This is a genomic window from Sphingomonas sp. KR3-1, from assembly GCF_040049295.1.
GTDB lineage: Bacteria > Pseudomonadota > Alphaproteobacteria > Sphingomonadales > Sphingomonadaceae > Sphingomonas.
Genome location: NZ_JBDZDQ010000001.1, coordinates 642,952 through 667,779, shown reverse-complemented (window position 1 = coordinate 667,779; position 24,828 = coordinate 642,952). Strand labels below are relative to the sequence as shown.

Annotated in this window: 32 protein-coding genes; 25 read left to right on the top strand and 7 right to left on the bottom strand. The window is 67.8% G+C overall.

Annotated elements, in window-relative coordinates; all coding sequences use genetic code 11:
- Nucleotides 1-11: 11 nt before the first annotated feature.
- The gene (locus ABLE38_RS03235) at nucleotides 12-605 is read right to left on the bottom strand and encodes a class I SAM-dependent methyltransferase (protein WP_348972727.1); all 594 of its coding nucleotides are present in this window, start codon (nucleotides 603-605) and stop codon (nucleotides 12-14) included.
- A gap of 91 nt (nucleotides 606-696) precedes the next feature.
- Here ABLE38_RS03235 and ABLE38_RS03230 point away from each other — a divergent pair, with 91 nt between their 5' ends.
- Both ABLE38_RS03230 and ABLE38_RS03225 read left to right on the top strand, forming a co-directional pair.
- The gene (locus tag ABLE38_RS03230; RefSeq protein WP_348972726.1) at nucleotides 697-900 is read left to right on the top strand and encodes a CsbD family protein; all 204 of its coding nucleotides are present in this window, start codon (nucleotides 697-699) and stop codon (nucleotides 898-900) included.
- Nucleotides 901-987: 87 nt separating this feature from the next.
- On the top strand, nucleotides 988-1,677 hold the full coding sequence (locus ABLE38_RS03225; RefSeq protein ID WP_348972725.1) for a hypothetical protein: 690 nt from the start codon (nucleotides 988-990) through the stop codon (nucleotides 1,675-1,677).
- A gap of 38 nt (nucleotides 1,678-1,715) precedes the next feature.
- On the opposite strand, the gene ABLE38_RS03220 is transcribed toward ABLE38_RS03225, so the two are convergent.
- The gene (locus ABLE38_RS03220; protein ID WP_348972724.1) at nucleotides 1,716-2,522 is read right to left on the bottom strand and encodes an SDR family oxidoreductase; all 807 of its coding nucleotides are present in this window, start codon (nucleotides 2,520-2,522) and stop codon (nucleotides 1,716-1,718) included.
- A 69-nt stretch (nucleotides 2,523-2,591) separates the two neighbouring features.
- Here ABLE38_RS03220 and ABLE38_RS03215 point away from each other — a divergent pair, with 69 nt between their 5' ends.
- Entirely contained in the window at nucleotides 2,592-3,080 is a 489-nt protein-coding gene (locus ABLE38_RS03215) for a helix-turn-helix domain-containing protein (protein ID WP_348972723.1), read from the top strand.
- Between the two features lie 63 nt (nucleotides 3,081-3,143).
- Here the strand turns inward: ABLE38_RS03215 and ABLE38_RS03210 are convergent, their stop codons facing one another.
- Nucleotides 3,144-3,383, bottom strand: a complete 240-nt coding sequence (locus tag ABLE38_RS03210) for a hypothetical protein (RefSeq protein ID WP_348972722.1) — start codon at nucleotides 3,381-3,383, stop codon at nucleotides 3,144-3,146.
- 76 nt (nucleotides 3,384-3,459) lie between these two features.
- Nucleotides 3,460-5,112 carry a thiamine pyrophosphate-binding protein gene (locus ABLE38_RS03205; RefSeq protein WP_348972721.1) on the bottom strand — a complete coding sequence of 551 codons (1,653 nt, stop codon included), beginning with the start codon at nucleotides 5,110-5,112 and terminating at the stop codon, nucleotides 3,460-3,462.
- A gap of 182 nt (nucleotides 5,113-5,294) precedes the next feature.
- On the opposite strand from ABLE38_RS03205, the gene ABLE38_RS03200 reads away from it, so the two are divergent.
- Nucleotides 5,295-5,915 (top strand): SMI1/KNR4 family protein, encoded by a 621-nt coding sequence (locus ABLE38_RS03200; protein WP_348972720.1) that lies wholly within the window; start codon nucleotides 5,295-5,297, stop codon nucleotides 5,913-5,915.
- Nucleotides 5,916-5,937: 22 nt separating this feature from the next.
- Nucleotides 5,938-6,690 carry a glutathione S-transferase family protein gene (locus ABLE38_RS03195; protein WP_348972719.1) on the top strand — a complete coding sequence of 251 codons (753 nt, stop codon included), beginning with the start codon at nucleotides 5,938-5,940 and terminating at the stop codon, nucleotides 6,688-6,690.
- A gap of 19 nt (nucleotides 6,691-6,709) precedes the next feature.
- Here the strand turns inward: ABLE38_RS03195 and ABLE38_RS03190 are convergent, their stop codons facing one another.
- The 3 genes from ABLE38_RS03190 to ABLE38_RS03180 form a co-directional block, all read right to left on the bottom strand.
- Entirely contained in the window at nucleotides 6,710-7,084 is a 375-nt protein-coding gene (locus ABLE38_RS03190; RefSeq protein WP_348972718.1) for an ammonium transporter, read from the bottom strand.
- Nucleotides 7,081-7,377, bottom strand: coding sequence for an autorepressor SdpR family transcription factor (locus tag ABLE38_RS03185; RefSeq protein ID WP_348972717.1), 297 nt, complete (start codon nucleotides 7,375-7,377; stop codon nucleotides 7,081-7,083). The genes ABLE38_RS03190 and ABLE38_RS03185 overlap by 4 nt, the downstream gene beginning before the upstream one ends.
- A gap of 101 nt (nucleotides 7,378-7,478) precedes the next feature.
- On the bottom strand, nucleotides 7,479-7,997 hold the full coding sequence (locus ABLE38_RS03180) for an outer membrane beta-barrel protein (RefSeq protein WP_348972716.1): 519 nt from the start codon (nucleotides 7,995-7,997) through the stop codon (nucleotides 7,479-7,481).
- A gap of 270 nt (nucleotides 7,998-8,267) precedes the next feature.
- Here ABLE38_RS03180 and ABLE38_RS03175 point away from each other — a divergent pair, with 270 nt between their 5' ends.
- From ABLE38_RS03175 to ABLE38_RS03080, 20 genes are all read left to right on the top strand, one after another.
- Nucleotides 8,268-8,987 carry a CoA transferase subunit A gene (locus tag ABLE38_RS03175; protein WP_348972715.1) on the top strand — a complete coding sequence of 240 codons (720 nt, stop codon included), beginning with the start codon at nucleotides 8,268-8,270 and terminating at the stop codon, nucleotides 8,985-8,987.
- Nucleotides 8,984-10,051 carry an HAD family acid phosphatase gene (locus tag ABLE38_RS03170; RefSeq protein WP_348972714.1) on the top strand — a complete coding sequence of 356 codons (1,068 nt, stop codon included), beginning with the start codon at nucleotides 8,984-8,986 and terminating at the stop codon, nucleotides 10,049-10,051. Before ABLE38_RS03175 ends, ABLE38_RS03170 begins: the two co-directional genes overlap by 4 nt.
- Nucleotides 10,048-10,362: a DUF5076 domain-containing protein gene (locus tag ABLE38_RS03165; RefSeq protein ID WP_348972713.1), complete on the top strand. Its 315-nt coding sequence runs from the start codon at nucleotides 10,048-10,050 to the stop codon at nucleotides 10,360-10,362. The genes ABLE38_RS03170 and ABLE38_RS03165 overlap by 4 nt, the downstream gene beginning before the upstream one ends.
- Nucleotides 10,362-11,012 (top strand): 3-oxoacid CoA-transferase subunit B, encoded by a 651-nt coding sequence (locus tag ABLE38_RS03160; protein ID WP_348972712.1) that lies wholly within the window; start codon nucleotides 10,362-10,364, stop codon nucleotides 11,010-11,012. The genes ABLE38_RS03165 and ABLE38_RS03160 overlap by 1 nt, the downstream gene beginning before the upstream one ends.
- Nucleotides 11,012-11,893 (top strand): alpha/beta hydrolase, encoded by an 882-nt coding sequence (locus ABLE38_RS03155; RefSeq protein WP_348972711.1) that lies wholly within the window; start codon nucleotides 11,012-11,014, stop codon nucleotides 11,891-11,893. The genes ABLE38_RS03160 and ABLE38_RS03155 overlap by 1 nt, the downstream gene beginning before the upstream one ends.
- A 57-nt stretch (nucleotides 11,894-11,950) precedes the next feature.
- Nucleotides 11,951-12,637 carry a ferritin-like domain-containing protein gene (locus ABLE38_RS03150; RefSeq protein WP_348972710.1) on the top strand — a complete coding sequence of 229 codons (687 nt, stop codon included), beginning with the start codon at nucleotides 11,951-11,953 and terminating at the stop codon, nucleotides 12,635-12,637.
- 64 nt (nucleotides 12,638-12,701) lie between these two features.
- Nucleotides 12,702-13,664: an NAD(P)-dependent oxidoreductase gene (locus tag ABLE38_RS03145; RefSeq protein ID WP_348972709.1), complete on the top strand. Its 963-nt coding sequence runs from the start codon at nucleotides 12,702-12,704 to the stop codon at nucleotides 13,662-13,664.
- A gap of 59 nt (nucleotides 13,665-13,723) precedes the next feature.
- Nucleotides 13,724-14,566, top strand: coding sequence for a c-type cytochrome (locus ABLE38_RS03140; RefSeq protein WP_348972708.1), 843 nt, complete (start codon nucleotides 13,724-13,726; stop codon nucleotides 14,564-14,566).
- Nucleotides 14,567-14,630: 64 nt separating this feature from the next.
- Nucleotides 14,631-15,470, top strand: a complete 840-nt coding sequence (locus tag ABLE38_RS03135) for a c-type cytochrome (RefSeq protein WP_348972707.1) — start codon at nucleotides 14,631-14,633, stop codon at nucleotides 15,468-15,470.
- An 80-nt stretch (nucleotides 15,471-15,550) separates the two neighbouring features.
- The gene (gene leuC, locus ABLE38_RS03130) at nucleotides 15,551-16,993 is read left to right on the top strand and encodes a 3-isopropylmalate dehydratase large subunit (protein ID WP_348972706.1); all 1,443 of its coding nucleotides are present in this window, start codon (nucleotides 15,551-15,553) and stop codon (nucleotides 16,991-16,993) included.
- A gap of 144 nt (nucleotides 16,994-17,137) precedes the next feature.
- Nucleotides 17,138-17,767, top strand: coding sequence for a 3-isopropylmalate dehydratase small subunit (leuD, locus tag ABLE38_RS03125; RefSeq protein WP_348972705.1), 630 nt, complete (start codon nucleotides 17,138-17,140; stop codon nucleotides 17,765-17,767).
- On the top strand, nucleotides 17,730-18,725 hold the full coding sequence (locus tag ABLE38_RS03120; RefSeq protein ID WP_348972704.1) for an NADPH:quinone oxidoreductase family protein: 996 nt from the start codon (nucleotides 17,730-17,732) through the stop codon (nucleotides 18,723-18,725). The genes leuD and ABLE38_RS03120 overlap by 38 nt, the downstream gene beginning before the upstream one ends.
- Nucleotides 18,726-18,905: 180 nt before the next feature.
- Nucleotides 18,906-19,229 carry a DUF1476 domain-containing protein gene (locus tag ABLE38_RS03115; protein WP_348972703.1) on the top strand — a complete coding sequence of 108 codons (324 nt, stop codon included), beginning with the start codon at nucleotides 18,906-18,908 and terminating at the stop codon, nucleotides 19,227-19,229.
- Nucleotides 19,229-19,468, top strand: a complete 240-nt coding sequence (locus ABLE38_RS03110; protein WP_348972702.1) for a BolA family transcriptional regulator — start codon at nucleotides 19,229-19,231, stop codon at nucleotides 19,466-19,468. The genes ABLE38_RS03115 and ABLE38_RS03110 overlap by 1 nt, the downstream gene beginning before the upstream one ends.
- Nucleotides 19,469-19,474: 6 nt before the next feature.
- Entirely contained in the window at nucleotides 19,475-19,804 is a 330-nt protein-coding gene (gene grxD, locus ABLE38_RS03105; RefSeq protein WP_348972701.1) for a Grx4 family monothiol glutaredoxin, read from the top strand.
- Nucleotides 19,805-20,340: 536 nt separating this feature from the next.
- Nucleotides 20,341-20,709, top strand: coding sequence for a BlaI/MecI/CopY family transcriptional regulator (locus ABLE38_RS03100; RefSeq protein WP_348972700.1), 369 nt, complete (start codon nucleotides 20,341-20,343; stop codon nucleotides 20,707-20,709).
- The gene (locus ABLE38_RS03095; RefSeq protein ID WP_348972699.1) at nucleotides 20,706-22,217 is read left to right on the top strand and encodes a M56 family metallopeptidase; all 1,512 of its coding nucleotides are present in this window, start codon (nucleotides 20,706-20,708) and stop codon (nucleotides 22,215-22,217) included. Before ABLE38_RS03100 ends, ABLE38_RS03095 begins: the two co-directional genes overlap by 4 nt.
- Before the next feature lie 136 nt (nucleotides 22,218-22,353).
- A complete protein-coding gene (locus ABLE38_RS03090) occupies nucleotides 22,354-23,223 on the top strand; it encodes an MBL fold metallo-hydrolase (protein WP_348972698.1) in 870 nt (289 codons plus the stop codon).
- The gene (locus tag ABLE38_RS03085) at nucleotides 23,205-23,942 is read left to right on the top strand and encodes a DUF4230 domain-containing protein (protein ID WP_348972697.1); all 738 of its coding nucleotides are present in this window, start codon (nucleotides 23,205-23,207) and stop codon (nucleotides 23,940-23,942) included. The genes ABLE38_RS03090 and ABLE38_RS03085 overlap by 19 nt, the downstream gene beginning before the upstream one ends.
- A gap of 60 nt (nucleotides 23,943-24,002) precedes the next feature.
- Nucleotides 24,003-24,764, top strand: a complete 762-nt coding sequence (locus ABLE38_RS03080; RefSeq protein ID WP_348972696.1) for a hypothetical protein — start codon at nucleotides 24,003-24,005, stop codon at nucleotides 24,762-24,764.
- Nucleotides 24,765-24,828 lie beyond the last annotated feature (64 nt).

Sequence of the window (24,828 nt, the reverse complement as noted above, 5' to 3'; positions counted from 1 at the left end):
GGAAGCCCGCTCTAGTGCGGCTTCCGCACCAGCCACACCGCTCTTCCCGTCGCCGCGTCACTGGGCGCGAACGCCACCTCGAACAGCCCGGTCCGCGCGAACACTGCGCGATATTCGGCCGGATCGGCGCTGGCGTGGTAGAGCTCCTCGCCGAACTGCTGGCCTATCGCCGTCCCGCGCGCGTCGCCGGTGTTGAACAACAGCGCCCCGCCCGGGACGAGCCAGGGCGCGAGGCGTGCGATCAGCGCGAGCTGGTCGTCGGCGGGCAAGTGGAAGGCGCTGTCCCAGGCGACGATGCCGCCGAACGGCGTGTCGAGCGCCAGCTTGCGCATGTCGCCGACCAGCCAGCGCTCGCGCGGGAAGCGCGTGCGGCAGAGCGCGATCATTTCCTCGGAGAGGTCGACGCCGGTCACCGGATGACGGCGGTCGATCAGGTAGCGCGCGATCGGCTCGCCCGCGCCGCAGCCTAGATCGAGCACCGGCGCACCCTTCGGCACGCCGAGCAGGAAGCGATCGATCCAGGCGCGCTCGACGAAGCGCTTGCGGCGCTCATGATCGAAGGCATGCGCATGGCGTTCGTAATGGCCAGCAATCCGGTCGGGCATGGCGGAACCCAAATCCGGCGCGGACCGTTGTTGAACATGTACGGATCACAGGCGCGACCAAGCGCCGATCCGCGGCCAGGAGTTTGAAATCATGGGCGAACTTACCGACAAGATCAAGGGCAACGTCAACGAGATGGTTGGCAAGGCGAAGCAGGCGATAGCCGGCGATCCGGCCGATCCGCAGCGCACGCATGCCGACGACAAGCTCGATGCCGAGGGCAAGGGCCAGGAGCTGAAGGGCAAGGGCCAGCAGTTCATCGGCTCGGTCAAGGGCGCGCTCGGCGACGACATCTAGGCTTACGTGCCGGCAAGGCATTTGGGGCCGCTCCGGGAGACCGGGGCGGCCCCTTTCGTTTGTGCGGGGGGCAGCTAGGATGCCGCCATGGTTTCGAAGACCAGCCTTGCCGAGAGCATCCGCCGTCACCGTATGGACGAAGTGCGCGACGGGCTTGCCGAAAGGCCCGACCTGCTCGCCGTGCGCGACGATCGCGGGCGGGGCTGGCTGCACCTCGCCTGTTCGGTGCCGGGCACGCCGCCGGCGATGGCCGACCTGCTGCTTGGGCTCGGCCTGGGGCTGGACGATGCGGCGTTCACCGAAGGCACGTGGCGGGCGACGCCTTTGTGGTTCGCGGTGGCGCGCGGGCAGAATATCGCGCTGGCCGAGCATCTGCTGACGCTCGGCTGTACCCCCAACTTCTGCCTGTTCGCCGCGGCCTGGAACGAGGATCGCGCGACGATCCGACTGCTGTTGAAGCATGGCGCGGACATCGAGGAAGGCGCGGAGCGCGGCGACACGCCGCTGCTCGGCGCGGTGGGGTGGAGCAAGTTCGGGCCGGCGGAGGAGTTGCTGCTCGGCGGCGCGAACCCCGACGCGCAGGACAAGCAGGGCCGGACCGCGCTGCACCGGATGCTCAGCAAGGGCAGCGACGCGGCGCATTTCGCGATGTTCGTGCAGGCCGGCGCGCGGGGCGACATTGCCGATGGCGAAGGGCGGACAGCGGTCGCGCTGCTGCGGCGCAAGCGCGATGCGGTCTGGAAGGAGATTGCGGCGGGGTTGGCGACCGCTCCCTGACCGTCACCCCGGCTTTCGCCAGGGTGACGGCTAAAGGGTCAGGCCGCAACCACCTCGCGATAGCGCGCCGCCACCTCGCGCTTCGAGAGGTGCGGGCCCATCGCCAGCCGCGCGTCGCGATAGGCCAGATACAGACCTTCATCGGCGAGCGGCGGAATCGTCACCGTCTCGCCCTGGTCGAAGCCGGCCAGCGCGGCGTCGACCAGGTCGCCCGCGTCCATCACCATCTCCGCCGGGAAGCTGTCGACATCCTTGCCCGAGCGCTCCCAGATCTCGGTGCGGGTCGCGCCGGGCAGCACCGCCTGGACGCGCACGCCCTCGGGCTCGAGCTGCGCGGCGAGCGACTGGGAAAGGTTGAGCAGGAAGGCCTTGCTGCCCGAATAGGTGCCGTCGAACATCTCGGGCGCGAAGGCGAGGACCGAGGCGATGTTGATGATCGCGCCGCGCCCGCGCGCCTTGAACGCCTTGCCGGCGGCGGCGGCGAGCAGCGCGGGCGCAGTGATGTTGAGCGCGATCAGCCGCTCGATCGCCGGCGCCTCGTTGTCGAGCAGCCCGCCGTTGAGCGACATGCCGGCATTGTTGACCAGCAGCGTAATCGTGTCGTCAGCGGCAAGGCGCCCGGCCACGCGATCGAGGTCGTCGCCATCGGTCAGGTCAGCGGGGAGGACTTCGATGCTGCGGCCGGTCTCGGCGGTCAGCTTCTCGGCCAGCGCCTGCATGCGCGCCGCATCGCGTGCGACCAGGACCAGGTCGTAGCCGCGGCGGGCCAGCCGGTCGGCATAGACGGCGCCGAGGCCGGTGGATGCGCCGGTGATGAGGGCGGTGCCGAGCGAGGAAACAGTCATGATGGGTCTCCGGTGCGGCCCGGAGATCGAGTCGCTTGCATTTTAATAGTAAGTCACTATCATTATGCAATGGACATGCTCGAAGAAAAATCGCGGACCTGCTGCCCGGTCGCCCGGGGGCTGGAGAAAGTGGGCGATGCGTGGAGCATGCTGATCCTGCGCGACTTGTCGCTCGGGCTCGGCCGGTTCGAGGAATTGCGCGTCAGCCTGGGGATCGCGCCCAATATTCTTACCGCGCGGCTGCGCGCGCTGGGCGAGGCGGGCCTGGTGGTGAAGCGGCGCTACAGCGAGCGCCCGCCGCGCGACGAATATGTGCTGAGCGAGGCCGGGCGCGATTTCCTGCCGGTGCTGCACGTGATCGGCGAATGGGGCCGGCGCCACAATGGCGCGGGCGGGACCTCGCGGCTGGTCGATACCGAGACGGAGACGCTGGTCGAGCCGGTGGTGGTCGATCGGCTCACCGGCAAGCCGCTGGCGAGCGCGAAGCTGCGCCTGGCCCAGCCGGACGATCCTGTGGTCAGCGGCGCGGCGCCGAAGCGCGGCTGGCTGCTGGATTAGTTTATGGGCTCTTTTACCCCGGCGAAGGCCGGGGTGAAGTAAGGGGAAGCCTCGCGGCCCCAATCAATCCGGGACGTAGAAGCTCCACAGGTCGCTCTGCAGCTTCACCGCGGCGAAGCGGGCGGGGCGCGTCTTCGGGCCGATCTCGCAGATCATGTGCGAGAGGATGTCAGACCCGATCATCGGATCGGGCAGGCGCACGGTCTCGGCGTTGATCCAGCGCCATTCCTCCCGCCAGACCTGCCGGTTCTGGATGGTCAGATTGTCGCCCTTGCGCCCGACATGCAGGTGCCGCCAGCCCATCTACTCGCCTCTTCGAAAACCCCTGTGCCCAGCATTATAGCGGGCGCGGGCGTGCCGAAGCGGCGGCCCGGCGGGTTTATTTGCCGCGCAGCCCGGAGACCGTGAGGCCGGGCGTGATGAACTCGATATCGGTCTTGAGGTGGAGCAGGCGCAGGCCGGTCCGGGCGAGCGCACGGTCGAGCGCGGGGGCGAATTCGGCGGTCGTCTCCACCGTCTCGGCCCAGCCGCCATAGGCGCGGGCGAGCGCGGCGAAATCGGGGTTGCGGAGCGTCGTGCCCGAGAGGCGCGCGGGATATTCGCGCTCCTGGTGCATGCGGATCGTGCCATAGGTCGAATTGTCGACCAGGAGGACGATCAGGTTCGCGTCGTGCTGGACGGCGGTGGCGAGCTCCTGCCCGTTCATCAGGAAGTCGCCGTCGCCGGCCAGCGCGACCACGGCGCGGTTCGGGAAGCGCAGCGCTGCGGCGACCGCGGCGGGCACGCCGTAGCCCATCGCGCCGGCGGTGGGGGCGAGCTGGCTCGGTTGCGCTGCATAGGGCCAGTAGCGGTGCCACCAGCTCGAGAAATTGCCGGCGCCGTTGCAGACGATCGTATCCGCCGGCATCGCCGCGCGCATCGCCGCGACGCACTGGCCGAGATCGAGCGCGACGCCGTCGCGGGGCCGGGGGGTCGACCATTCGAGCCACTCGGCATGCGCGGCGGCGGCATCGAAGCTCGGAAGCTCGACCTCGTCCTCCGCTGCCAAGGCGACCGCGAACTCGAAGGGCCGCGCGCAGATCGGCAGGTCGGCGAGATAGACGCGGTTGAGCTCGTTCGGGTCCGGATGGACGTGGATCAGCGTCTGGCCAGGGTGGTCCGGCGTGATCAGCGCATAGCCGTCCGTCGTCGCCTCGCCGAGCCGGGCGCCGACCACGAGCAGCAGGTCGGCATCCTTGATCCGCTGGACCAGCTTGGGGTTCGGACCGTAGCCGAGATTGCCGGCCCAGGCGGGCGAGGCGTTCGGGATCGCATCCTGGCGGCGGAAGGCGCCGGCGACGGGCAGGGCGATGCGCTCGGCGAAGCGGGCGAAGTCCTCGCCGGCCTCGGCGTCCCAGCCGGCGCCGCCGACGATCGCGATCGGGCGCTGGGCAGCCGCGAGCATCTCGAACATCTGGTCGAGATCATAGGCATCGGGCGCCTGGAGCGGCGGGGCGAGCTCGGGGCGGTCCACTGCCTCGACGACGTCGCACAGCATGTCCTCGGGCAGCGCGATCACCACCGGACCGGGGCGGCCCGAGGTGGCGACGGCATAGGCGCGGGCGACATATTCGGGGATGCGGCGCGCATCCTCGATCCGCGTCGCCCATTTGGCGAGCGGGGCGAACATCGCGGGGAAATCGACTTCCTGGAAGCCTTCGCGGTCGCGCATCGAACGGTCCACATCGCCGATGAACAGGATCATCGGCTGCGAATCCTGCATCGCGACGTGCACGCCGATCGAGGCGTTGGTCGCGCCCGGACCGCGCGTGACGAAGGCGACGCCCGGCCGCTGCGTCATCGCGCCGTCCGCGCAGGCCATGAAGCCCACCCCGCCTTCCTGGCGGCAGGTCACCACGTCGATCTGCGGCACGTCGTGCAGCGCGTCGAGCACGGCGAGAAAGCTCTCGCCCGGCACGTGGAAGATACGGTCGCAGCCCTGTGCGACGAGGTTGTCGACGAGGATCCGGCCCCCGGTGCGTTTCGCGGTCATGGGAGCGGTCCTAGCCCGGCACGGGCGCGGGACCAACCCGTGTGATCATTGCTGGCATATAGACGGAGGCAATGGCGGGGACTCCCGGTCGAACAATGTCCGGTCCGGAGGCTTCTGGCCTCCTGGCCGGTTCCAATAACCGCGGCAACCCCTTACGAAGATGAGTACGAAAGGGGAACGAAATGGAAGATTTCCAATCGGCGCTCGACACGTGGCTCGTTTACTTGGGCGATCTAGGCTTCGCCGCCAAGGCGCATCTCAATCCGCCGGCGACCGAAGCTGCGATCGCGGCAGCGGAGGCGGAAATCGGCTTTCGCCTGCCCGACGATTTGCGGGCGCTGTACCTGTGGGCGGACGGGCAGGTCGACATTGGCGATATCGCGGACCCTGCGCCCGGCAAGATCGTGACTCCGCTGTTTGGCGGCTATGAGTTCGTCCCGCTTGCCAAGGCAGTGGGCGACTATCAGGTCTGGGAGGACGTCATCGATGATTGGGGCGACGAGACTGACCCCAATGAGTTTATCACACTGCGTCCCGGCGATCCGCCCGTTGCGCGAGAATATTGGCGGCGCGGCTGGTTCGGATTCGCGATCGACGGCGGCGGCAACGCTTATGCGGTCGATCTCTCGCCAGTCGAAGGCGGCACTCCTGGCCAGATCATTCTGACCGGCAGCGATGAGGATGAGCGACGGGTGATGGCGCCTAGCCTGACCGCATTCCTGGCAAGGGCGGCGACCTGTGAGCCGGTTTGGGAGGATGTTGAGGACGATGGTCCCATGCGCTTTTTCGAGATAGGGCTCTGAACGGAATAGTTTCAGAGGCTAGATGCTCATCATCGGCAACCACGTCTCGCCCTATGCGCGGAAAGTGTTCGTCGCGCTCGATCATAAGGGCGTCGACTATGAACTCGATCCGATCGTGCCGTTCTTCGGCACCGATGCGTTCACCCAAGTCAGCCCGCTGCGCCGCATCCCGGTGCTGATCGAGGGCGATCTGATCCTCAACGATTCGACCGTGATCGCCGAATATGTCGACGAGCGCTGGCCCGAGCCGCCGCTGATGCCGAAGAGCGCCGCGGACCGGGCCCGGGCACGCTGGATGGAGGAGTTTGCCGACAGCCGGCTCGGCGACCTGATCATCTGGCGGCTGTTCTACCAGAAGACGATCGTCCCCTATGTCTGGAAGCGCGAGCCCGATCATGCGCTGATCGACCAGGTGACGACGCGCGACTTGCCCGAAGCGCTGGACTGGATCGAGGCACGGGCGCCGGGCGAGGGCTTCCTGTTCGACCATGTCTGCACCGCCGACATCACCTATGCCTGCTTCTTCCGCAACGCCTCGCTCGCCGGGTTCGAGATCGATGCCGGGCGCTGGCCGCGCACCGCCGGCTGGATGGAGCGGGTGCGTGCGGTGCCGGCGTTCGCGGGGACGATGAAGTTCGAGGCGGCGATCACCGGCGTCCGCTCGATCGACCGGCCCGATGCGCTGCGCGCCGCGGGCGCCAAGGTGGCCGAGCAGAGCTATGGCGACCGCACGCCGCACCGGTCGATCATGCTGGACGACGGGCCGGCGGGCTGAGCGGTCAGGCGCCGGGCGATCAGGCAGTCCTGGCGCGGTCCCGCAGCGACAGGCAATAGCCGAGCGTCACCACCACGCCGGCAAAGACCGTGGCGGTCCCCAGGATCGTCGCCACCGGGATCGGCGCGAATGCCCATAGCCCGGTATAGACGAGGCCGCTCAGCACCTGGGACCAGCCCGCGACGCGTTGCGCCTGGCGCGCGCGGATGCTCGGGACGACCTTTTTGGGAATGCGGTTGCCGTACCAGGCGATCATCAGCCCGTTGATGCCGAGGACGAGCCGCAGCACGGTGTCCTGGTCGATATAGCCCAGCTTGCGCGCGACGACCGAGCCGATCGACAGCGCGAGAATGCCGCCGCACCAGCCGAGGCCCGCTGCGAGTTCCTTGTTCATCGTGCAGTCTCCTTGCTTGGCTCGGGCGTCTCCGCGCCGAGCCCGAACGAATGGGCGAAGCCGAGCAGTGCTTCTTCGAGCACCGACAGCTTCAGGTGATAGATGACTGACTTGCCGGCCTTCTCCGCATGGACGAGGTCCGCCTCCTTCAGCACTGCGAAGTGCGCCGACATCGTCGGCTTGGAGACGTCGAACTGATCGGCGAGGTCGCCTGCGCTCATCGGCCCCTTGCGCAGGAGCTGAAGCACGCGGCGCCGCGTCGGGTCGGCCAGGGCTTTGAATACCGAACTCATGATTCGATATTTAGCGAAGTGTCTAAATGAGTCAAGCGGGCATGCAAAAGGGCCGCGCAGTAGCCCGCGCGGCCCCCTTGCTGTCCGGATTTGTCGGTCGCTTAGAAGCGAACGCCGACGCCCGCGACGACCTGGTCGCGGTTCAGGTCGATCTTCTCGTAGCGCGAGTAGCGATACTCGACCTTGCCGAAGAAGCGGCCGAAGTCGCGCTCGACGCCGGCGCCGAGGCGATAGCCGTCGTTGTTCTGGCTGAAGTTGCCGGCAGCGACGCGGGCATTGGTGTAGCCAGCCTTGCCGTAGAGCAGCGTCGAGCCGCCGACGACGACGCCTGCACGGCCGCCGACATAGAGGTCACGGCCGGCTTCCACGCCGCTGTCCTTGGTGGTCGCGCCGGTCACTTCGGCATCGGCGCCGATCACGATGTTGTTGAACTGCTTGTCGTAGCCGATGGCGCCGCCATAGACGAAGCCCGAACGGCCATAACCCTCGGAGCCGACATGATCCCAACCGCCCTCGGCTTCGATGCGCGGGCCGTTGAACGGCGCGGCGCTATCCTGCGCGAAAGCGGGAGCTGCGGTGGCTGCCACGAGGGCGAGCGCGGACACTGCGAGAATTCGCATTATATTTCCTACCTTTGGACTTATTTACTCAGATCGGACGGCCATCCGGGCTTCTACGTAGGCGCTCGATTCCGCAGTGCAATATGTCAATTTTGCTACAGCCAAACCGTGTTGCCTTTGTGCCACACCACCATAGTCGGTCACCTTGGGTTCAGCTTTGCCTCGCCCCCAATGCGGCGGTGCAGCGAAGTTGAAAGTCGGTTCAGGTTCGCTTGACCGGGGCTCGGGCGCCGGACTATCCGCGCGTCAGCCCGTAGGAGAGAATCGCCGATGAAGAAGCTCTACCCCACCGCCGCAGCAGCGCTGGAAGGGCTGCTGTTCGACGGCATGACGATCTGCGCGGGCGGCTTCGGCCTGAGCGGCATCCCCGAGCGGCTGATCGACGCGATCCGCGACGCGGGCACCAAGGACCTGACCATCGCCAGCAACAATGCCGGCATCGACGGCGAGGGGCTCGGCAAGCTGCTGCGCACCCGCCAGGTCAGGAAGATGATCTCCTCCTATGTCGGCGAGAACAAGGAGTTCGAGCGGCAATATCTGAGCGGTGAGCTCGAGGTGGAATTCTGCCCCCAGGGCACGCTGGCCGAACGCTGCCGCGCGGGCGGGGCGGGGATCCCGGGCTTCTACACCAAGACCGGCGTCGGCACCCAAGTGGCCGAGGGCAAGGAAGTGAAGGTCTTTGACGGCCCAAATGGACCGGAAGAGTTCATCCTCGAGCGCGGCATCCGCAGCGACCTGTCGATCATCAAGGGCTGGAAGGCCGACGAGAGCGGCAACCTGATCTTCCGCAAGACCGCGCGCAACTTCAACCAGCCGATGGCGACCGCGGGCAAGGTCTGCGTCGCCGAGGTCGAGGAAGTGGTGCCGGTGGGTAGCCTCGACCCCGACCAGATCCACCTGCCGGGGATCTATGTGAAGCGGCTGATCGTCGGCAGCCCCTATGACAAGAAGATCGAGTTCCGGACGACCCGGCCCCGCGAGGCGGCATGAGCCGCGTCGCCCTGATAGCGGGCCTGGCGCTCGCCGCGACCAGCCTTTCGGGCTGCATCGCCGCCGCGGTGCCGATCGCGGCGGCGGCGGGCGTCGTCAAGACCCAGCAGGACAGCCACAGGAAGAAGCAGGAAAAGCCAGCGCCGGCGCTCAAGCCGGGCCAGGTCTACCGGACCGAGGACGGCCAGACGGTGCAGGTCACCGGCCTCACCGCGCTGCCCGCGCCCAATGGCGGCCCTGCGGCTCCCGCCACCCCGGCGGCGCCCGCGCCGGGCAGCGTGCCGCCCGAGATGCAGTTCCTCTATGGCTCGGGCGAAGCCTCGGCGCTCAGCCTCCAGGCCTATGCGGCGCTGTGGACCTATATCCACAACGACCTGCGCTTCCGCCGCGACAAGAGCCAGATCAGCTCGGTGGTGCTCACGCGCGATTCGACGCTGACCTCGCCCAAGTTCGAGACCTGCGGCAAGCGTCCGATGGCCGTGGTGTTCGACGTCGACGAGACCGTGCTGCTCAATCTCGGCTTCGAGAGCGATGCGGCGCGCCGGGGGCCGGGCTATGACCAGGGCCGCTGGACGCGCTGGGAGCAGACCGGTGCCGACAAGGTCGATGCCGTGCCCGGTGCCGCCGAGACGATCGCGGCGATTCGCGGCGACGGCATCACCGTGATCTTCAACTCCAATCGCTCGGCGAGCACCGCGGCGTTCACGGCTCAGGCGCTCGACAATGCCGGGCTCGGCCCGGTGACGATCGGCGACACGCTGATCCTGCGCGACGACAGTGCCCCCGGCGGCAAGGACGAGCGCCGCTGGAAGATCGCCGAGCGCTATTGCGTCGTCGCGATGGGCGGCGACCAGCTCGGCGACTTCAGCGACCTGTTCAACGCCAAGGACCTGCCGACTTCGGCGCGGCGCAATACCACCGGCAACACGCTGATCGCGCCGCTCTGGGGGCATGGCTGGTTCATCCTGCCCAACCCCGTCTACGGCACCGGCCTGAAGGGCGGGATGGACGAGGTGTTCTCCAGGGACAAGCAATGGGCCGACCCGGCCGAGGCCAAGCCATGAGCTTCGGGCGCAAGGGCAAGCTCCAGGACGAGCTCGACATCTCGGGGGCGGCGCATCTGCTCCAGGGCAGCCGCGAGTTCCTGCGGATGTGGCACAAGCCCGGCGGCCAGGCGACGTGCCTGGTCGATCCCGGCGCGCTCAACCCCGATCCCGCGGTGTTCGGCATCGCGATGGTCGATTGCATCCGCCACGGCGCGCGCGCCTGGGCGAACGCGGTCGGCATCAGCGAAAGCGAGGCGCTCGCCCGCATCTGGCTCGGCTTCGATGCCGAGCGCGAATCTCCCACCGATCTTGGCAAGGAAGTGCATTGATGGCCTGGACCCGCGATGAAATGGCGGCCCGCGCCGCGAAGGAGCTGCAGGACGGCTTCTACGTCAATTTGGGCATCGGCATCCCCACGCTGGTGGCGAACCACATCCCGGCGGGCGTCGAGGTGACGCTCCAGTCCGAGAACGGCATGCTCGGCATCGGGCCGTTCCCCTATGACGACGAAGTCGACCCCGACCTGATCAACGCCGGCAAGCAGACGATCAGCGAGCTGCCGCAATCGGTCTATTTCGGCTCGGAGCAGAGCTTCGCGATGATCCGCGGCGGGCATATCGACCTGACCGTGCTCGGCGCGATGGAGATCAGCGAGACCGGCGACATCGCCAACTGGATGATCCCGGGCAAGATGATCAAGGGCATGGGCGGTGCGATGGACCTGGTCGCCGGCGTCAAGAAGATCATCGTGGTGATGGAGCACAACTCCAAGGACGGCAGCCCCAAGTTCGTGCCGGGGTGCAGCCTGCCGCTCACCGGCAAGAACGTGGTCGACATGATCATCACCGATCTCGCCGTGTTCCAGCGGCCCGACCACAATTCGCCCTTCCGCCTGATCGAGCTGGCGCCGGGCGTAACCGAGGCGGAAGTCGCGGAGAAGACCACGGCGAACTACGAAGTCGCGCTGGCCACCGCCTGATGTGGCGCTGGGCCGCGGGCGCCGTGCTGGCGCTGGTGCTCGCGGGCCTGGCGCTGGCGCTGCTCGTCTCGCCGCCCGGGCTGCTGTCGCTGGCGGATGCCGCGCTTGGCGGCGGTAGCGGCACCAGCCGGCCGGGCAGCGCGATCGCCTTCGGCACGCACGGCCAGACGCTCGACGTGTGGCGGCCCGCCGGCGCGGGGCCCGGCAGGCGGCCGGTGCTGATCTTCTGGTATGGCGGCGGATGGGTGAAGGGCGACCGCGCCGCCTATGCCTTCGCCGCGCGCGCCTTTGCCAAGGCCGGGTTCGTCGTGGTGGCGCCCGATTATCGCAAGGTGCCGGGCGTGCGCTTCCCCGCCTTCCTCCAGGACGGTGCTGAGGCGGTCAGATGGACGCGCGACCATGTCGCCGAATTTGGCGGCGACCCCAGCCGGATCGCGCTCGCAGGGCATTCGGCGGGGGCCTATACCGTGGCGATGCTCGCGCTCGACCGGCGCTGGCTGGTGGCGGAGGGCGTCGATCCCGGCATCGTCAAGGCGGGAGTGGGGCTCTCCGGACCCTATGACTTCGCGCCCTTCACGTCGAAGCGCGCGATCGATGCGATGCAGGGCGTCGCCGATCCGGCGATGACCCAGCCGCTCCACTTCGCCCGCGCCGATGCGCCGCCGCTGCTGCTCGTCACGTCGAGCCGCGATACCGTGGTGCGGCCGAAGAACGCGATCAATCTGGCGGCGCGGCTCAAGGCGCTGGGCGCGCCGGTCGAGCTGCGCAATTATCCCGGGCTCAGCCACGAAGAGGTCGCGATGGCGCTGTCGGTCCCGTTCCGGGGCAAGGCACCGGTGCTGGCGGACAGCGTCGCCTTTCTCGACCGGAAATTACCTTGACGCGAATTAATGTTTCTTCGCTGGCGGCGGCCCCCGCGAAGGCGTAGGGCTAACCCCATGTTAGCCTGGTTCCGCCGCCGTTATCTCGACCTGCTGGGCTCGATTTACATCTACAACGAACATCGCGGCTATACGAGCATCGACCGGGTGCTCGAGGCAGTGAAGGCGCGCGCGCCCGACGACCATCAGCTGATCGCCGACATCGAGAAGCACCGCGCCGACGAGCGCAAGCACTACGTCATGTTCAAGCGCTGGTTCGAGCTGCAAGGCAAGATGCCGCTCCAGGTCGACCGTACCTGCGGCCATATCGACCGCTTCGTCGAGATCATGTTCCGCCACACGATCGACGAGCTCGATACCCAGCGGATCATCGCCGAGGACGACCAGTTCGAGAAGCTCTGCCGGGTGATCTCGCTCACCGAGCAGCGCGGCCACAAGCAGGTCGAGATCCTGCTCAAGCATCCGCTCGTCACCGGCGACAAGGTGCTGATGAAGATCTTCCGGATCATCGAGAAGGACGAGCCGAGCCACTGGGCGCCCTATGACGGCTGGCTCAAGGCGAACGGCAAGCGCGACCCCAAATGGTGGGAGCGCGGGATCGACACGTTCATCCATTCCGAGCTGTTGTTCCTCAAGCTGCCGGCGCTGTTCCTGAACCCGTGGGTAAAGCGCCGCACCGAATGGCAGGACTCGCATGAGGAAGCCGCCGAGGTGAAGGCGTCGCCGGTGCCGGCGCTGGTCTGAGCCAAAGCCCTCCCCTTCAGGGGAGGGGCTATCGGTACGGTTGGGCCTCCGCTAGATCGCCCCAATGCGCATCCTCCTGACAGGCTCATCCGGCTGGCTCGGTCGCTTCCTTGCGCCGCTGCTGCGGGCAAACGGTCACGCCGTCACCGGGCTCGACATTGCCCCCGGCGCGGACACCGACATGATCGGCTCGGTTGCCGATCGCGCGCTGGTCGATCGGATCTTCGCCGAGCGGGGCATCGAATCGGTCATCCATGGCGGCGCGCTGCACAAGCCGGACATCGCCCGCTATCCGGCGCAGGCGTTCATCGACGTCAACGTCACCGGCACGCTCAACCTGCTGGAGGCCGCCACTGCAGCCGGGCACGACCGGTTCGTCTTCACCTCCACCACCTCGCTGATGATCAGCCAGGCGATCCGCGACGAGGCGGGCGAGGCCGCGGTGTGGCTTGACGAGGCATCGGGCCCGATCGAACCGCGCAACATCTACGGCGTCACCAAGCTCGCCGCCGAGCAGCTCTGCCGGCTCGCCTGGCTGAATGACGGCCTCAACTGCGTCGTGCTGCGCACCAGCCGCTTCTTCCCCGAGGAGGATGACACCCACCGCGCGCTTTCGGGCGAGAACATGAAGGCGAACGAGCTGCTCCACCGCCGCCTGACGGTGGAGGACGCAGCCCGCGCGCATCTGGTGGCGCTTGAAAAGGCGCCGGAAATCGGCTTCGGCAGCTTCATCGTATCGGCGCAGACGCCGTTCTCGCGCGAAGAATGCGCCGCACTAAAACGCGACGCGCCGGCAGTAATCGCGCGCCATTTCCCCGATGCGTTCGAGTTATACCGCGCAAAGGGGTGGGAACTTCCGAAAAGCATCGGCCGAGTCTATGACGCGGCGCTGGCCGGGAAACTGCTCGGCTTTCGGTGTGAGACGGATTTCGGGACGGTGCTGGAGTCGCTTCGGCGAAAAGCGGCGCTGCCCTTCGCGCATGATCCGGATTATATTTCGCCGAAGGAAGAACCAGGCGTGGGATAAGGGTCCACCGGCGCCTTGTGTTTTGTTGATACAACACAAGCGTTTCGGGGGATTTCTTCATGCGTTGGGTCGTTCGCGGGCTGCTGGTGCTCGTTTCCGTCGCCTGTCTTGCGCTGGCGGTGATCTATGGCGGGTCCGAATGGGCGATCCGCAAGAGCCACGCCGTGGCGCTGCCCAATATCGTCGCGGATCGTTCGCCCGCGGGCGTGGCCGAGGGCGGGCGGATCGCCTCTGCGATGGGGTGCCGCGGCTGCCACGGCCCGAACGGCAATGGCGTGCTGCTCGCCGATGTGCCCGGCGTGATCCACGCCGCCACGCCGGCGCTGGCGCGCGTCGCCGCCAGCTATTCGGATGCCGAGCTGGCGCGGCTGATCCATCACGGGATCAAGCGGAACGGGCAGGGCGTCTATGTCATGCCGATCGAGGGGCATTCGCGCATCGCCGACGAGGATGTCGCCCGGATCATCGGCTGGATCCGCACGCTCAAGCCCTCCGCTGCCGACCGCACTGACACGCTCAGCTTCGGCCCGCTGGCGCGGCTCGGCATCCTGACCGGCGGCCTCAAGCAGGAAGTGATCGAGACGCCGCGTGCCACGGCGAAGCGCCCCGCCGATACCGGCGCCTATATCGCCAGCACCGTGTGTGCCGGCTGCCATTCGCTGACCGAGCCGCGCGAGGCGCATGACGATGGCCGCCGCGTGCCGCCGCTGCTCGAGGTGGCGCCCGCCTATGACCTGCCCGCGTTCCGCAAGCTGCTGCACACCGGTATCGGCCTGTCGCCGCGCGACCTGGGGCTGATGGGCCGCGTGGCCAAGGGCGACCTGTCGCATCTCACCGATGACGAGGTCGCCGCGCTCCATGCCTATCTGCAGGCCGAGGCGGCGAAGACGCCGGCCAAATAGCGGTCGTGGCGGAGGCGCAACGAAACTGATAGCCAGTCCTGCGGGGACTGTTGGGGGGAATCGGATGCGCATCCTGGGCCGTATCGCTGTCGCGCTGGTGGGTATCGTCGTCGTGCTGACCGCTATCCTCTATGGCGGCTCGCAATGGGTGATCGGGCGCAGCCATGCGGTGCCGGTCGATCACATCGCGATCCCCACCGACGCTGCCGCGATCGCCGAGGGCGGGCGGCTGGCGACGATCGAGGGCTGCCGCGGCTGCCACGGTCCGGAGAGCCAGGGGCTGGTCTGGTCGAGCGACCTGCTGGGCGGCACGATCGCGCCGCCCGCGATCGCGCGGAAGATCGCCTCCTATTCGAACGACGAGCTGGTCCGGCTGATCCGCTACGGCGTGAAGAAGGACGGCAGCACGCTGTTCATCATGTCGACCGGCGCGCACCGCAACCTCGCCGACGACGATCTCGGCAAGATCATCGCCTGGCTGCGCACGCTCAAGCCGGGCCCCAAGGACTCGCTGACCGACACGGCGTTCGGCCCGATGCCGCGCCTCGGGATGCTCACCGGCGGGCTGGCGCCGAGCGTCCATCCCGAGAAGGTCGCGCCGGCGCACCGCCCGGCCGAGCGGGGGCGCTATTTCTACGCCAGCATCTGCGCCGACTGCCATCTGCTCGACAAGCCCAACCCCGTGGAGGGCCAGACCGCGCCCGCGCTGGCCCCGATCGCGGCGAGCTATGATCCAGCGGCGTTCCGCAAGCTGCTCCGCACCGGCGTGGGGATGGGCAAGCCGGACCTCGGGCTGATGAGCGGCGTCGCTAGGGAATCGCTGCATGCGCTGAGCGATGATGAAATCGCCGCGATCCAGACCTATCTGAAGGGCGAAGCGGACAAGCAGATGGCCGGCAAGTAACGCGCAGATCGTGCAGGGCTGCGACGGAAAGTTGCGGATAGGCTTGCTCTCGCGCAAGAATCGATTAGAGCGCCGACATCATGACCGAGCAACCGCGTACCCTCTACGAGAAGATCTGGGCCGACCATGTCGTCGAGCGCCGGGACGATGGCACCTGCCTGATCTATATCGACCGCCATCTCGTTCACGAGGTGACCAGCCCCCAGGCCTTTGCCGGCCTGCGCGCGGCGGGGCGGCCGGTGCGCCGCCCGGACCTTACGCTCGCGGTGCCCGATCACAACCTGCCGACCACCGCCCGCGTCGATGCCGCCGGCCATGCGCTGCCGATCGCCGATCCGGCGAGCGCGGGCCAGCTCGCGGCGCTGCGCAGCAACGTCGCCGAGTTCGGCGTGCCCTATATCGACGCGCTCGATGCGCGGCAGGGCATCGTCCATGTCATCGGCCCGGAGCAGGGCTTTACGCTGCCGGGCACGACGCTCGTCTGCGGCGACAGCCATACTTCCGCGCATGGTGCGCTCGGTGCGCTGGCCTTCGGCATCGGCACCAGCGAGGTCGAGCATGTCCTCGCCACGCAAACTTTGCTGCTGTCCCCGTCCAAGACGCTCGAGATCCGCGTCGACGGCAATCTCGGCTTCGGGGTCAGCCCGAAGGACGTCGTGCTGGCGATCATCGGCAAGATCGGCGCGGCGGGCGGCACCGGCTATGTCATCGAGTTCACCGGCGACGTGATCCGCAACATGTCGATCGAGGGGCGTCTGACCGTCTCGAACATGTCGATCGAAGGCGGCGCCCGCTCGGGGCTGATCGCGCCCGACCAGACGACCTTCGACTATATCCAGGGCCGCCCGATGGCGCCGAAGGGCGAGGCGTGGGAACGCGCGCTCGCTTACTGGAAGACGCTGCCGACCGATGCCGGCGCCCGCTACGACAAGTCCGTCGTGCTGCAGGCCAGCGACATCGCGCCGTCGCTCACCTGGGGCACCAGCCCCGAGGACGTCGTCCAGATCACCGGCTTCGTCCCCGATCCCGAGAGCTTCGCGGACCCCGCCAAGCGCGTCGCCGCGCAGAAGTCGCTCGATTATATGGGCCTGACCCCGGGCACGCGGATGGAGGACGTGCCGATCGAGCATGTCTTCATCGGCTCGTGCACCAATAGCCGGATCGAGGATCTGCGCGCCGCCGCCGCGGTGGTGAAGGGCCATCACGTCGCCGATCGCGTCCGCCAGGCGCTGATCGTGCCGGGCTCGGGGCTGGTCAAGCGCCAGGCCGAGGCCGAGGGGCTCGACCGCATCTTCACCGAGGCCGGCTTCGAGTGGCGCGAGCCGGGCTGCTCGATGTGTCTCGCGATGAACCCGGACAAGGTCCCCGCCGGCGAACGTTGTGCTTCCACCTCGAACCGGAATTTCGTAGGAAGACAGGGTCCTGGGGCGCGGACGCACCTGCTTTCACCCGCAATGGCGGCGGCAGCGGCGATCCGGGGGCGCCTCACCGATGTCAGGGAGCTGATGTCGGCGGATGCGTAAGGGGATGGTACATGAAGCGGGCGCTTATCGCATTGGTTGCGGGCACGGTGTTGAGCGGACTGGTGGCCGCCTATGCCGCGACGGGCAGGGTTATCGAGACGAAGGCGGAGATCGCAGCCGCCCGCTGATCCGGGAGGTTGTGTAATGGAAGCAGTTCGCCAGGTTTCTGGCCGCGCCTATCCGTGGGGCGCCAAGAATATCGACACCGACATCATCATCCCCGCGCACTGGCTCAAGACCACGACGCGCGAGGGGCTGGGCAAGGGCGCCTTCGAGAGCGTCCGCGCGCAGCCGGGCAATGTGTTCGACGACGAGCGCTATGCCGGCGCGCCCGTGCTCGTCGCCGGCGACAATTTCGGCTGCGGCTCGAGCCGCGAGCATGCCGCCTGGGCGCTCGCCGACCTGGGCATCAAGGCGGTGATCGCGCCGAGCTTTTCCGACATCTTCTCGGGCAACGCGTTCAAGAACGGCATCGTGCCGGTGGTGCTGCCGCAGGACGCGGTCGACCGCTTGGTCGAAGTCGCCAAGACCGACGAGATCACCGTCGACCTCGAGACGATGACCGTCACCACGCCCTTCCAGGACCGTTTCCCCTTCGCGCTCGACGCCTTCCGTCGCCAATGCCTGATGGAGGGGCTGGACGAGATCGGCATGACGCTGGCACAAGATACCGCGATTTCGAAATTCGAATCCGGGATGGCGCAAAGCCGCCCGTGGATCGCGGTGGAGACGGCGAATGAAGGCACTGCTCTCGAAGCAACCGGGCGGACCTGATACTCTAATCCTCGAGGAAATCCCCGATCCGGTGGCCGGCAAGGGGCAGGTCGTCGTCGCGGTGAAGGCCTGCGCGATCAACTATCCCGACTTCCTGATCATCGAGGACAAATACCAGTTCAAGCCGCCGCGCCCCTTCGCGCCGGGCGGCGAGATCGCCGGCGTGATCGAGAGCGTCGGCGAGGGCGTGACCGGCTGGGAAGTCGGCGACCGGGTGATCGCGGTGACCGGCCATGGCGGGCTGGTCGAGAAGCTGGCGATCGAGGCGGTGCGCCTGTTTCGCCTGCCCGAGGGCCGCAGCTTCGAGGAAGGCGCGGCGCTGCTGCTCACCTATGCCACGACGATCCACGCGCTGCTCGATCGCGGGCACCTGCGCGAGGGGCATAACCTGCTCGTGCTGGGTGCAGCCGGCGGCGTCGGGCTGGCGGCGGTCGAGCTCGGCAAGGCGTTCGGCGCGCGGGTGATCGCGGCGGTCTCCTCGGAGGAAAAGGCGGCGGCGGCCAGGGCGGCGGGCGCGGACGAGGCGCTCGTCTATGGCCGCGCACCGTTCGACAAGGACCAGTCCAAGGCACTGGCCGACCAGTTCAAGGCCGCATTGGGCCCGCAGGGCGCCGACGTGATCTACGATCCGGTCGGCGGCGACTATGCCGAGCCGGCGCTGCGATCGATCGCCTGGGAAGGGCGCTATCTCGTCGTCGGCTTCCCCGCCGGCATCCCCAGGCTGCCGCTCAACCTGACGCTGCTCAAGAGCTGCGACGTGTGCGGCGTGTTCTGGGGTGCCTTCGCGGCGCGCGATCCGCATGCGAACACCGCGCATGTCGAGCATCTCTTCCGGCTCTGGGGCGAAGGCCGGATTTCGCCCAGGGTCACCGAGACCTTCGCGCTGGCCGATGCCGGGCAGGCAATCGCCAAGATGGCGGCGCGCGCGGTGATCGGGAAGGTCGTGGTGAGGGTCTAGGCCCTTTTAAGCCCCTCCCCTTCAGGGGAGGGGTTGGGCTGGGGAAGGTGTCTCACCGAGACTTCCGCTCGCGGATAGGCCCCACCCCAACCCCTCCCCCGAGGGGGAGGGGCTTTTCGGCTGCTTGCCCTACGCGCATCGCCCCCCTATCTCCGCACCAAACGCCAGTAGGGGATTGCAATGACCACGTTCGACGATCGCGAAAAGGCATTCGAGGCGAAGTTCGCGCGCGACGAGGACATGGCCTTCCGCGTCACCGCGCGCCGCAACAAGCTAGTCGGCCAGTGGGCCGCGACGCAGATGAAGCTGACCCCGGAAGAGACTGACGCCTATTCGAAGGCCGTCGTCCAGGCCGATTTCGAGGAAGCGGGCGACGAGGACGTGATCCGCAAGGTGCTGGGCGACCTGCTCGCCGCCGGCATCGAGACCGACGAGGCTACCGTGCGCCACGCGCTCGAGGAGCAGTCGGTCGAGGCGCGCCGCCAGCTGATGGGCGAAGTCTGATGCCGATGGCCGCCACGGAGATCGAGGACCTGATCAAGGCCGGCATCCCCGATGCCCGGGTCGAGATCACCGATCTCGCCGGTGACGGCGATCATTATGCGGCGCGCGTGGTCGCGCCGATGTTCAAGGGCATGCCGCGGGTGCGCCAGCACCAGGCGGTCTATGCTGCGCTCGGCGGGCGCATGGGCGGCGTGCTGCACGCGCTCCAGCTCACCACTGAAGCGCCTGTCGAGGAGTAGAAGCAAGTGACCGACGATACCCAGGCACGCCTTCAGGCGCTGGTCGAAGCCAATGACGTGCTGCTGTTCATGAAGGGCAGCCCGCTGTTCCCGCAATGCGGCTTTTCCAGCCGCGCGGTGGCGATCCTCAACCATCTAGGTGCCGAGTTCGAGAGCGTCGACGTGCTCCAGGACCAGGCGATCCGCCAGGGGATCAAGGAGTTCTCCGACTGGCCGACCATCCCGCAGCTCTATGTGAAGGGCGAGTTCGTCGGCGGGTCGGACATCATGATGGAGATGTTCGAGAGCGGCGAGCTCGGCCAGCTGCTCGCGGACAAGGGCGCGACCGCGGCCTGAACCCCACGCTGGCACCCCGGCCTTGTGCCGGGGGCCACCTTTCCAGGGTTGCGAACCCATCGGCGCGTTGCGGTGCGCCTGCCGCGGTTCGGCATATTCGATATTGGCGGTGCCCTGGAGGCCGGGAACGGTCGCTGGCGCATGACGTCATGGCAGCACGACGCCATGGCGTGACGTCACGGCGTCAAGGTGTCGATGTGTTGGGAAACCCGGGTTGGGTGGGTCGACGCGAGACCGGGGAAGAAGCGGTCGACCCACCCGATGAAGCGTTGAACGCTTGGGGTGCCTTATACTTTGCAGACCCCGTGCCAGTTCCGCAGAACCGCAGATTTACGTGGCTTTGGTGGTTAGCGCATTTTAACCAGCCATCGCACCTGTAAGCAATTTCGACAGTTTTCGAGCATTTCTCCCGTTGTGAACCCCGCGAGGCGGGGTGGCGCACCGGACGGCCCGTCAGATCGTTCAGCCAGCGTTCACCCGCTTGACTACAGACGTAATCGTGACGATTACACAAGTAGTCACGAAAGAGGGAAACGATGACCGAACGGATCAGCGACGCCGAGCACGCCGTGATGGAAGTGCTGTGGGACGAGTCGCCCCTCTCGGCGCAGGAAGTCGCCGAGCGGGTGCCCGCCGAGCGCGACTGGAGTGCCAACACGGTCAAGACGTTGCTAGGGCGCCTGCTCGCCAAGAACATCATCGCGCACAAGGAAGAGGGGCGCCGCTACCTCTATCGCCCGCTGGTGGCGCGCGGCGATTATGTCGCCGGGGAATCGCGCAAGCTGATGGACCGGCTGTTCGGCGGCAAGCTCACGCCGCTGGTCGCCCATCTCGCCGAGCGCGACCAGCTCACCGACCAGGACATCGCCGAGATTGAGGCCCTTTTGAAGGAGCTCAAGCAATGATCAGCTGGGCAATCGAAACGCTCGTCGCCAGCACGCTGCTGATGGTGCTGGTGCTCGTCCTGCGCGGGCCGGTGCGCAAGGCATTCGGCGCCAATGTCGCCTATGCGCTGTGGCTGCTGCCGGCGGTGCGGCTGCTGATGCCGTCGCTGCCCCAGGGCTGGCGGGAACAGGCCGCCGCGCCGGTGGGCGCCGCGAGCGACATCGTCGCGGTCTATGTCGTCGAGCCGCTGGGCGGTGCGCCCTCGGCCGGGGCGGAAGGCAGCTTCGGCTGGCTGATGGTGGTGGGGCTGTTGTGGGTGGCCGGCGCGCTGCTCTTCCTCGCCTATCACCTGATCGCGCATCGCCGGCACTGCGCCCGGCTGCTCAAGGCCGCCCGTGTCGATCGCACCGTTGCCCAAGGCAAGGTCCGCGTGATCGAGACCGACGCAGTGCACGGCCCGCTCGCCTTCGGGGTGCTGCGCAAATATGTCGCCTTCCCGTGCGACTTCACCGAGCGCTACGACGAGCAGGAGCGCGATCTCGCGCTCGCCCATGAGCTCGGCCATCATGTCCGCGGCGATCTGATCGCGAACTGGGCCGCGCTGATCGTCCTCGCTCTCCACTGGTTCAATCCGGTCGCCTGGAAGGCCTTCCGTGCCTTTCGTGCCGACCAGGAAATGGCCTGCGATGCCCTGGTGCTCGCCGGCCGCGCCCAGGCACTGCGCCATGCCTATGGCCGTGCGATCGTCAAGTCCGCGCATGGGGGTGCGGTCTCGGCGGCATGTCACCTGCACACCATCAACGAAGTTAAAGGGAGGCTCCGCATGCTCTCGAAGACCCACAAGAATTCCCCCGCACGTCTCGCTGCCGGCCTGCTCGGCACCGGTGCCCTCGGCCTCGCCGCGCTGGGGCTCACTGCCTCGGGCACCCAGGCCGCCGAGCAGATCAAGGTGAAGGTGGAGAACGTCACCGGCCTCAGCCTCGGCCAGGACGTGCCGGCGCCGCCGGCTGCCCCGGCGCCCGTCGCCGCGCCTGCCCCTGCTGCGGTACCCGAGGCGCCGGAAGGCCCGGTCCGCGTCCACACCCAGGTCTATCGCATCAGCGACGACGGCAAGGACGGCAAGGGCAAGGACGGCAAGCGCATCACCAAGATGGTGATGGTCCACGCCGACGGCACCTCGACCGAGACCGTGATGCCCGACATGGACCGCATCCGCGTCGAGGTTCCCGAGATCCGCAACGGCAAGTGCGCGGGCAACACCGACAAGCCGGTCGTCGAGAATTTCGAGAAGGACGGCAAGAAGGTGATGATCATCTGCTCGAACCGGATCGAGAAGATCACGGTCGACGCCCAGAAGGTCGCCTTCGACTCGAAGCGGTTCGGCATGCAGTCCGCGATGATGGGCCTGCGCATGGCCCGCCGCTCGATCGAGAGCCAGCCGGACCTCAGCGCCGAGCAGCGCGCCAAGGCGCTGAAGGGCATCGACGAGGCGATGGCCGAAGTCGCGAAGAACACCGACGACAACTGACTCGGAGGGGAAGGGCGCTCGGGTTAAGCCCCTTTCGCGAGCGTCTTTTCGGACGGGGCCGGCTGCTCTCCTTCGCGGCCGGCCCCGTTTCGTTTCCGCCCTTGCGCTGCGGCGCGGCAAAGGCCATCTCGGCACCATGGACATCATCGCGGATGCCCCGACCGGCCTGGCCATTGCGCTCGATCCGCTGGTCACGCGGCTGCTGGCGCCCAATCCGTCGCCCTTCACCTATACCGGCACGCAGACCTATCTGGTCGGCACCACCGCGCTTGCCGTGATCGATCCCGGCCCGGACGATCCCCGCCACATCGAAGCGATCATCGCCGCGATCGCCGGGCGCCCGCTGGTGGCGATCCTGTGCACCCACACCCACCGTGACCACAGCCCCGCCGCCACGCCGCTCAAGGCGCTGACCGGCGCGCCGATCATCGGCTGCGCGCCGCTGACGCTCGAGGATGCCGGCCCGCGCGCCGACGCCGCGTTCGACACCGGCTATGCCCCCGATCGCGTGCTGGCGGACGGCGAGAGCGTTGCCGGCCCGGACTGGACGCTGACCGCGGTCGCCACCCCCGGCCACACCTCCAACCATCTCTGCTTCGCGCTGCCGGAGAGCGGCGCGCTGTTCAGCGGCGACCATGTCATGGGCTGGTCGACCACCGTGGTCGCGCCGCCCGACGGCGACATGGCGTCCTACATGGCCAGCCTCGACCGGCTGATGGCCCGCGAGCAGGACCGCATCTATTACCCCGCGCACGGCGAGCCGATCGAAAGGCCGCACCGCTTCGTCCGCGGGCTGATCGGCCACCGCAAGCAGCGCGAGGGCCAGATCCTGCGCCTGCTCAAGGCAGATGTGCACGCGGTTCCCGACATGGTCGCGCGCATGTATGTTGGGCTCGATCCCCGGCTGAACGGCGCCGCCGGCCGATCGGTGCTCGCGCACCTGATCGACCTCCGGGATCGCGGACTCGTCATCGAGGAGGGCGATGCGTGGAAGATGGCGGCGTGATGCAGGGCGGCACCGGCAAGGAAGGCGGCGGCTGCCTCAGGCTGTTCGGCGTGACGCTGCTGATCCTGCTGGCGATCGCGCTGATGCTCGGCACGGGCTTCTGGTTCGTCGGCGACACGATCAGACGGCAGTTCCAGGGCCCGACGCCCGAGACGGTGGCCCAGGCCAGCCTGCAGGGGCTGCGCGAGCAGAACCGCCTGTCCGCCTTCGCCGCCAAGTTCGTCGCGGTGGTCACGTCGAAGCAGAGCCAGCTCGGCTTCACCGCGCAGAAGACGATGATCATGCCGGGCAGCGTGCGCTACGAAGTCGATCTGTCGAAGCTGCGCCAGGAAGATGTGATCTGGGATGCCGCCAGCAAGCGGCTGACCGTCACCCTGCCGCCGGTGGAGGCCACCGATCCTGCGGTCGATCTCAACAATATCCGCCAGTATGACAATGGCGGCATCCTGCTCTCGGTCACCGATGTCGGCGGCAAGCTCGACGAGGCCAACCGCAGGGCCGGCCAGGTCGAGCTGCTCAAGCAGGCGCAGTCGGCACCCTATATGCGCATGGCGCGCGACGCGACGCGCAAGGCGATCGAGAGCAGCTTCGTCATGCCGCTCAAGGCCGCCGGGATCGACGCCAGCGTCCAGGTGCTCTTCCCCGACGAGGCCAATCGCCCGACCGAGCGCTGGGACGAATCGCGCCGGCCCGAGGACGTGCTCAACGGCAGCCGTTGAGCGGCAGCGCCAAACGCGATAGCTTCGCGCCATTGCAGCTTTCAGTTGGGGGACTGAGCAATGGCGACCCTTGCCGAACCGATGTCGCGCGTCGCCCGCCGCGACCGCTTCTTCCTGATCCTGTCGATCGCGATGGTGGTGGTGATCGTCGCGGGCTTCTCGCTCAACCTGGCGATGGGCCGGTCGAGCTTCGCGCTGCCGCTGATCTACCATGTCCATGCCTTCGTCTTCATGGGCTGGCTGGCGATCTTCCTCGCGCAGAATTTCCTGGTCGCGACCGGCAACGTCGCGTTGCACCGCCGGCTCGGCTGGATTTCGCTGGTCTGGGTGCCGATGATGGTGGCGATGGGGCTGGCGATCACGCTACATTCGATGCGCACGCATGGCGGGCCGCCCTTCTTCGCGGCGCCCGAGTTCCTGATCGGCAACCCCGCCGGGCTGCTCTGCTTCGCCGGGCTGGTCGCCGCCGCGGTGAGCGTGCGCGGCCCTTCGGACTGGCATCGCCGGCTGATGATCTGCGCGGTGGCGACGATCACCGGGCCCGGCTTCGGCCGGTTGCTGCCGATGCCCTTCATGATCCCCTGGTCGTGGACGGCGGCGGCGCTGGTCGCGCCTTTGGTCTTCCCGCTGATCGGCATCGCCGGCGACCTGGTCCGCACCCGCCGGGTGCACCCTGCCTGGCTCTGGGGCATCGCCGCGATGGCGGGGACGTTCCTGGTCGCGCAGGCGATCGCCTTCTCGCCGCTGGGCGAAGCCGCGGTGCGGACGGTGCTGGCGGGCACGCCGGGCGCCGATCGTCCGATGGCCGCGCACTGGCCCTAAGTCTCGCGGCCCAGCTCTGGGGCCTTGAACCCGCGTCCGCGCCGGGCCATGTGCGGCGCGGGCA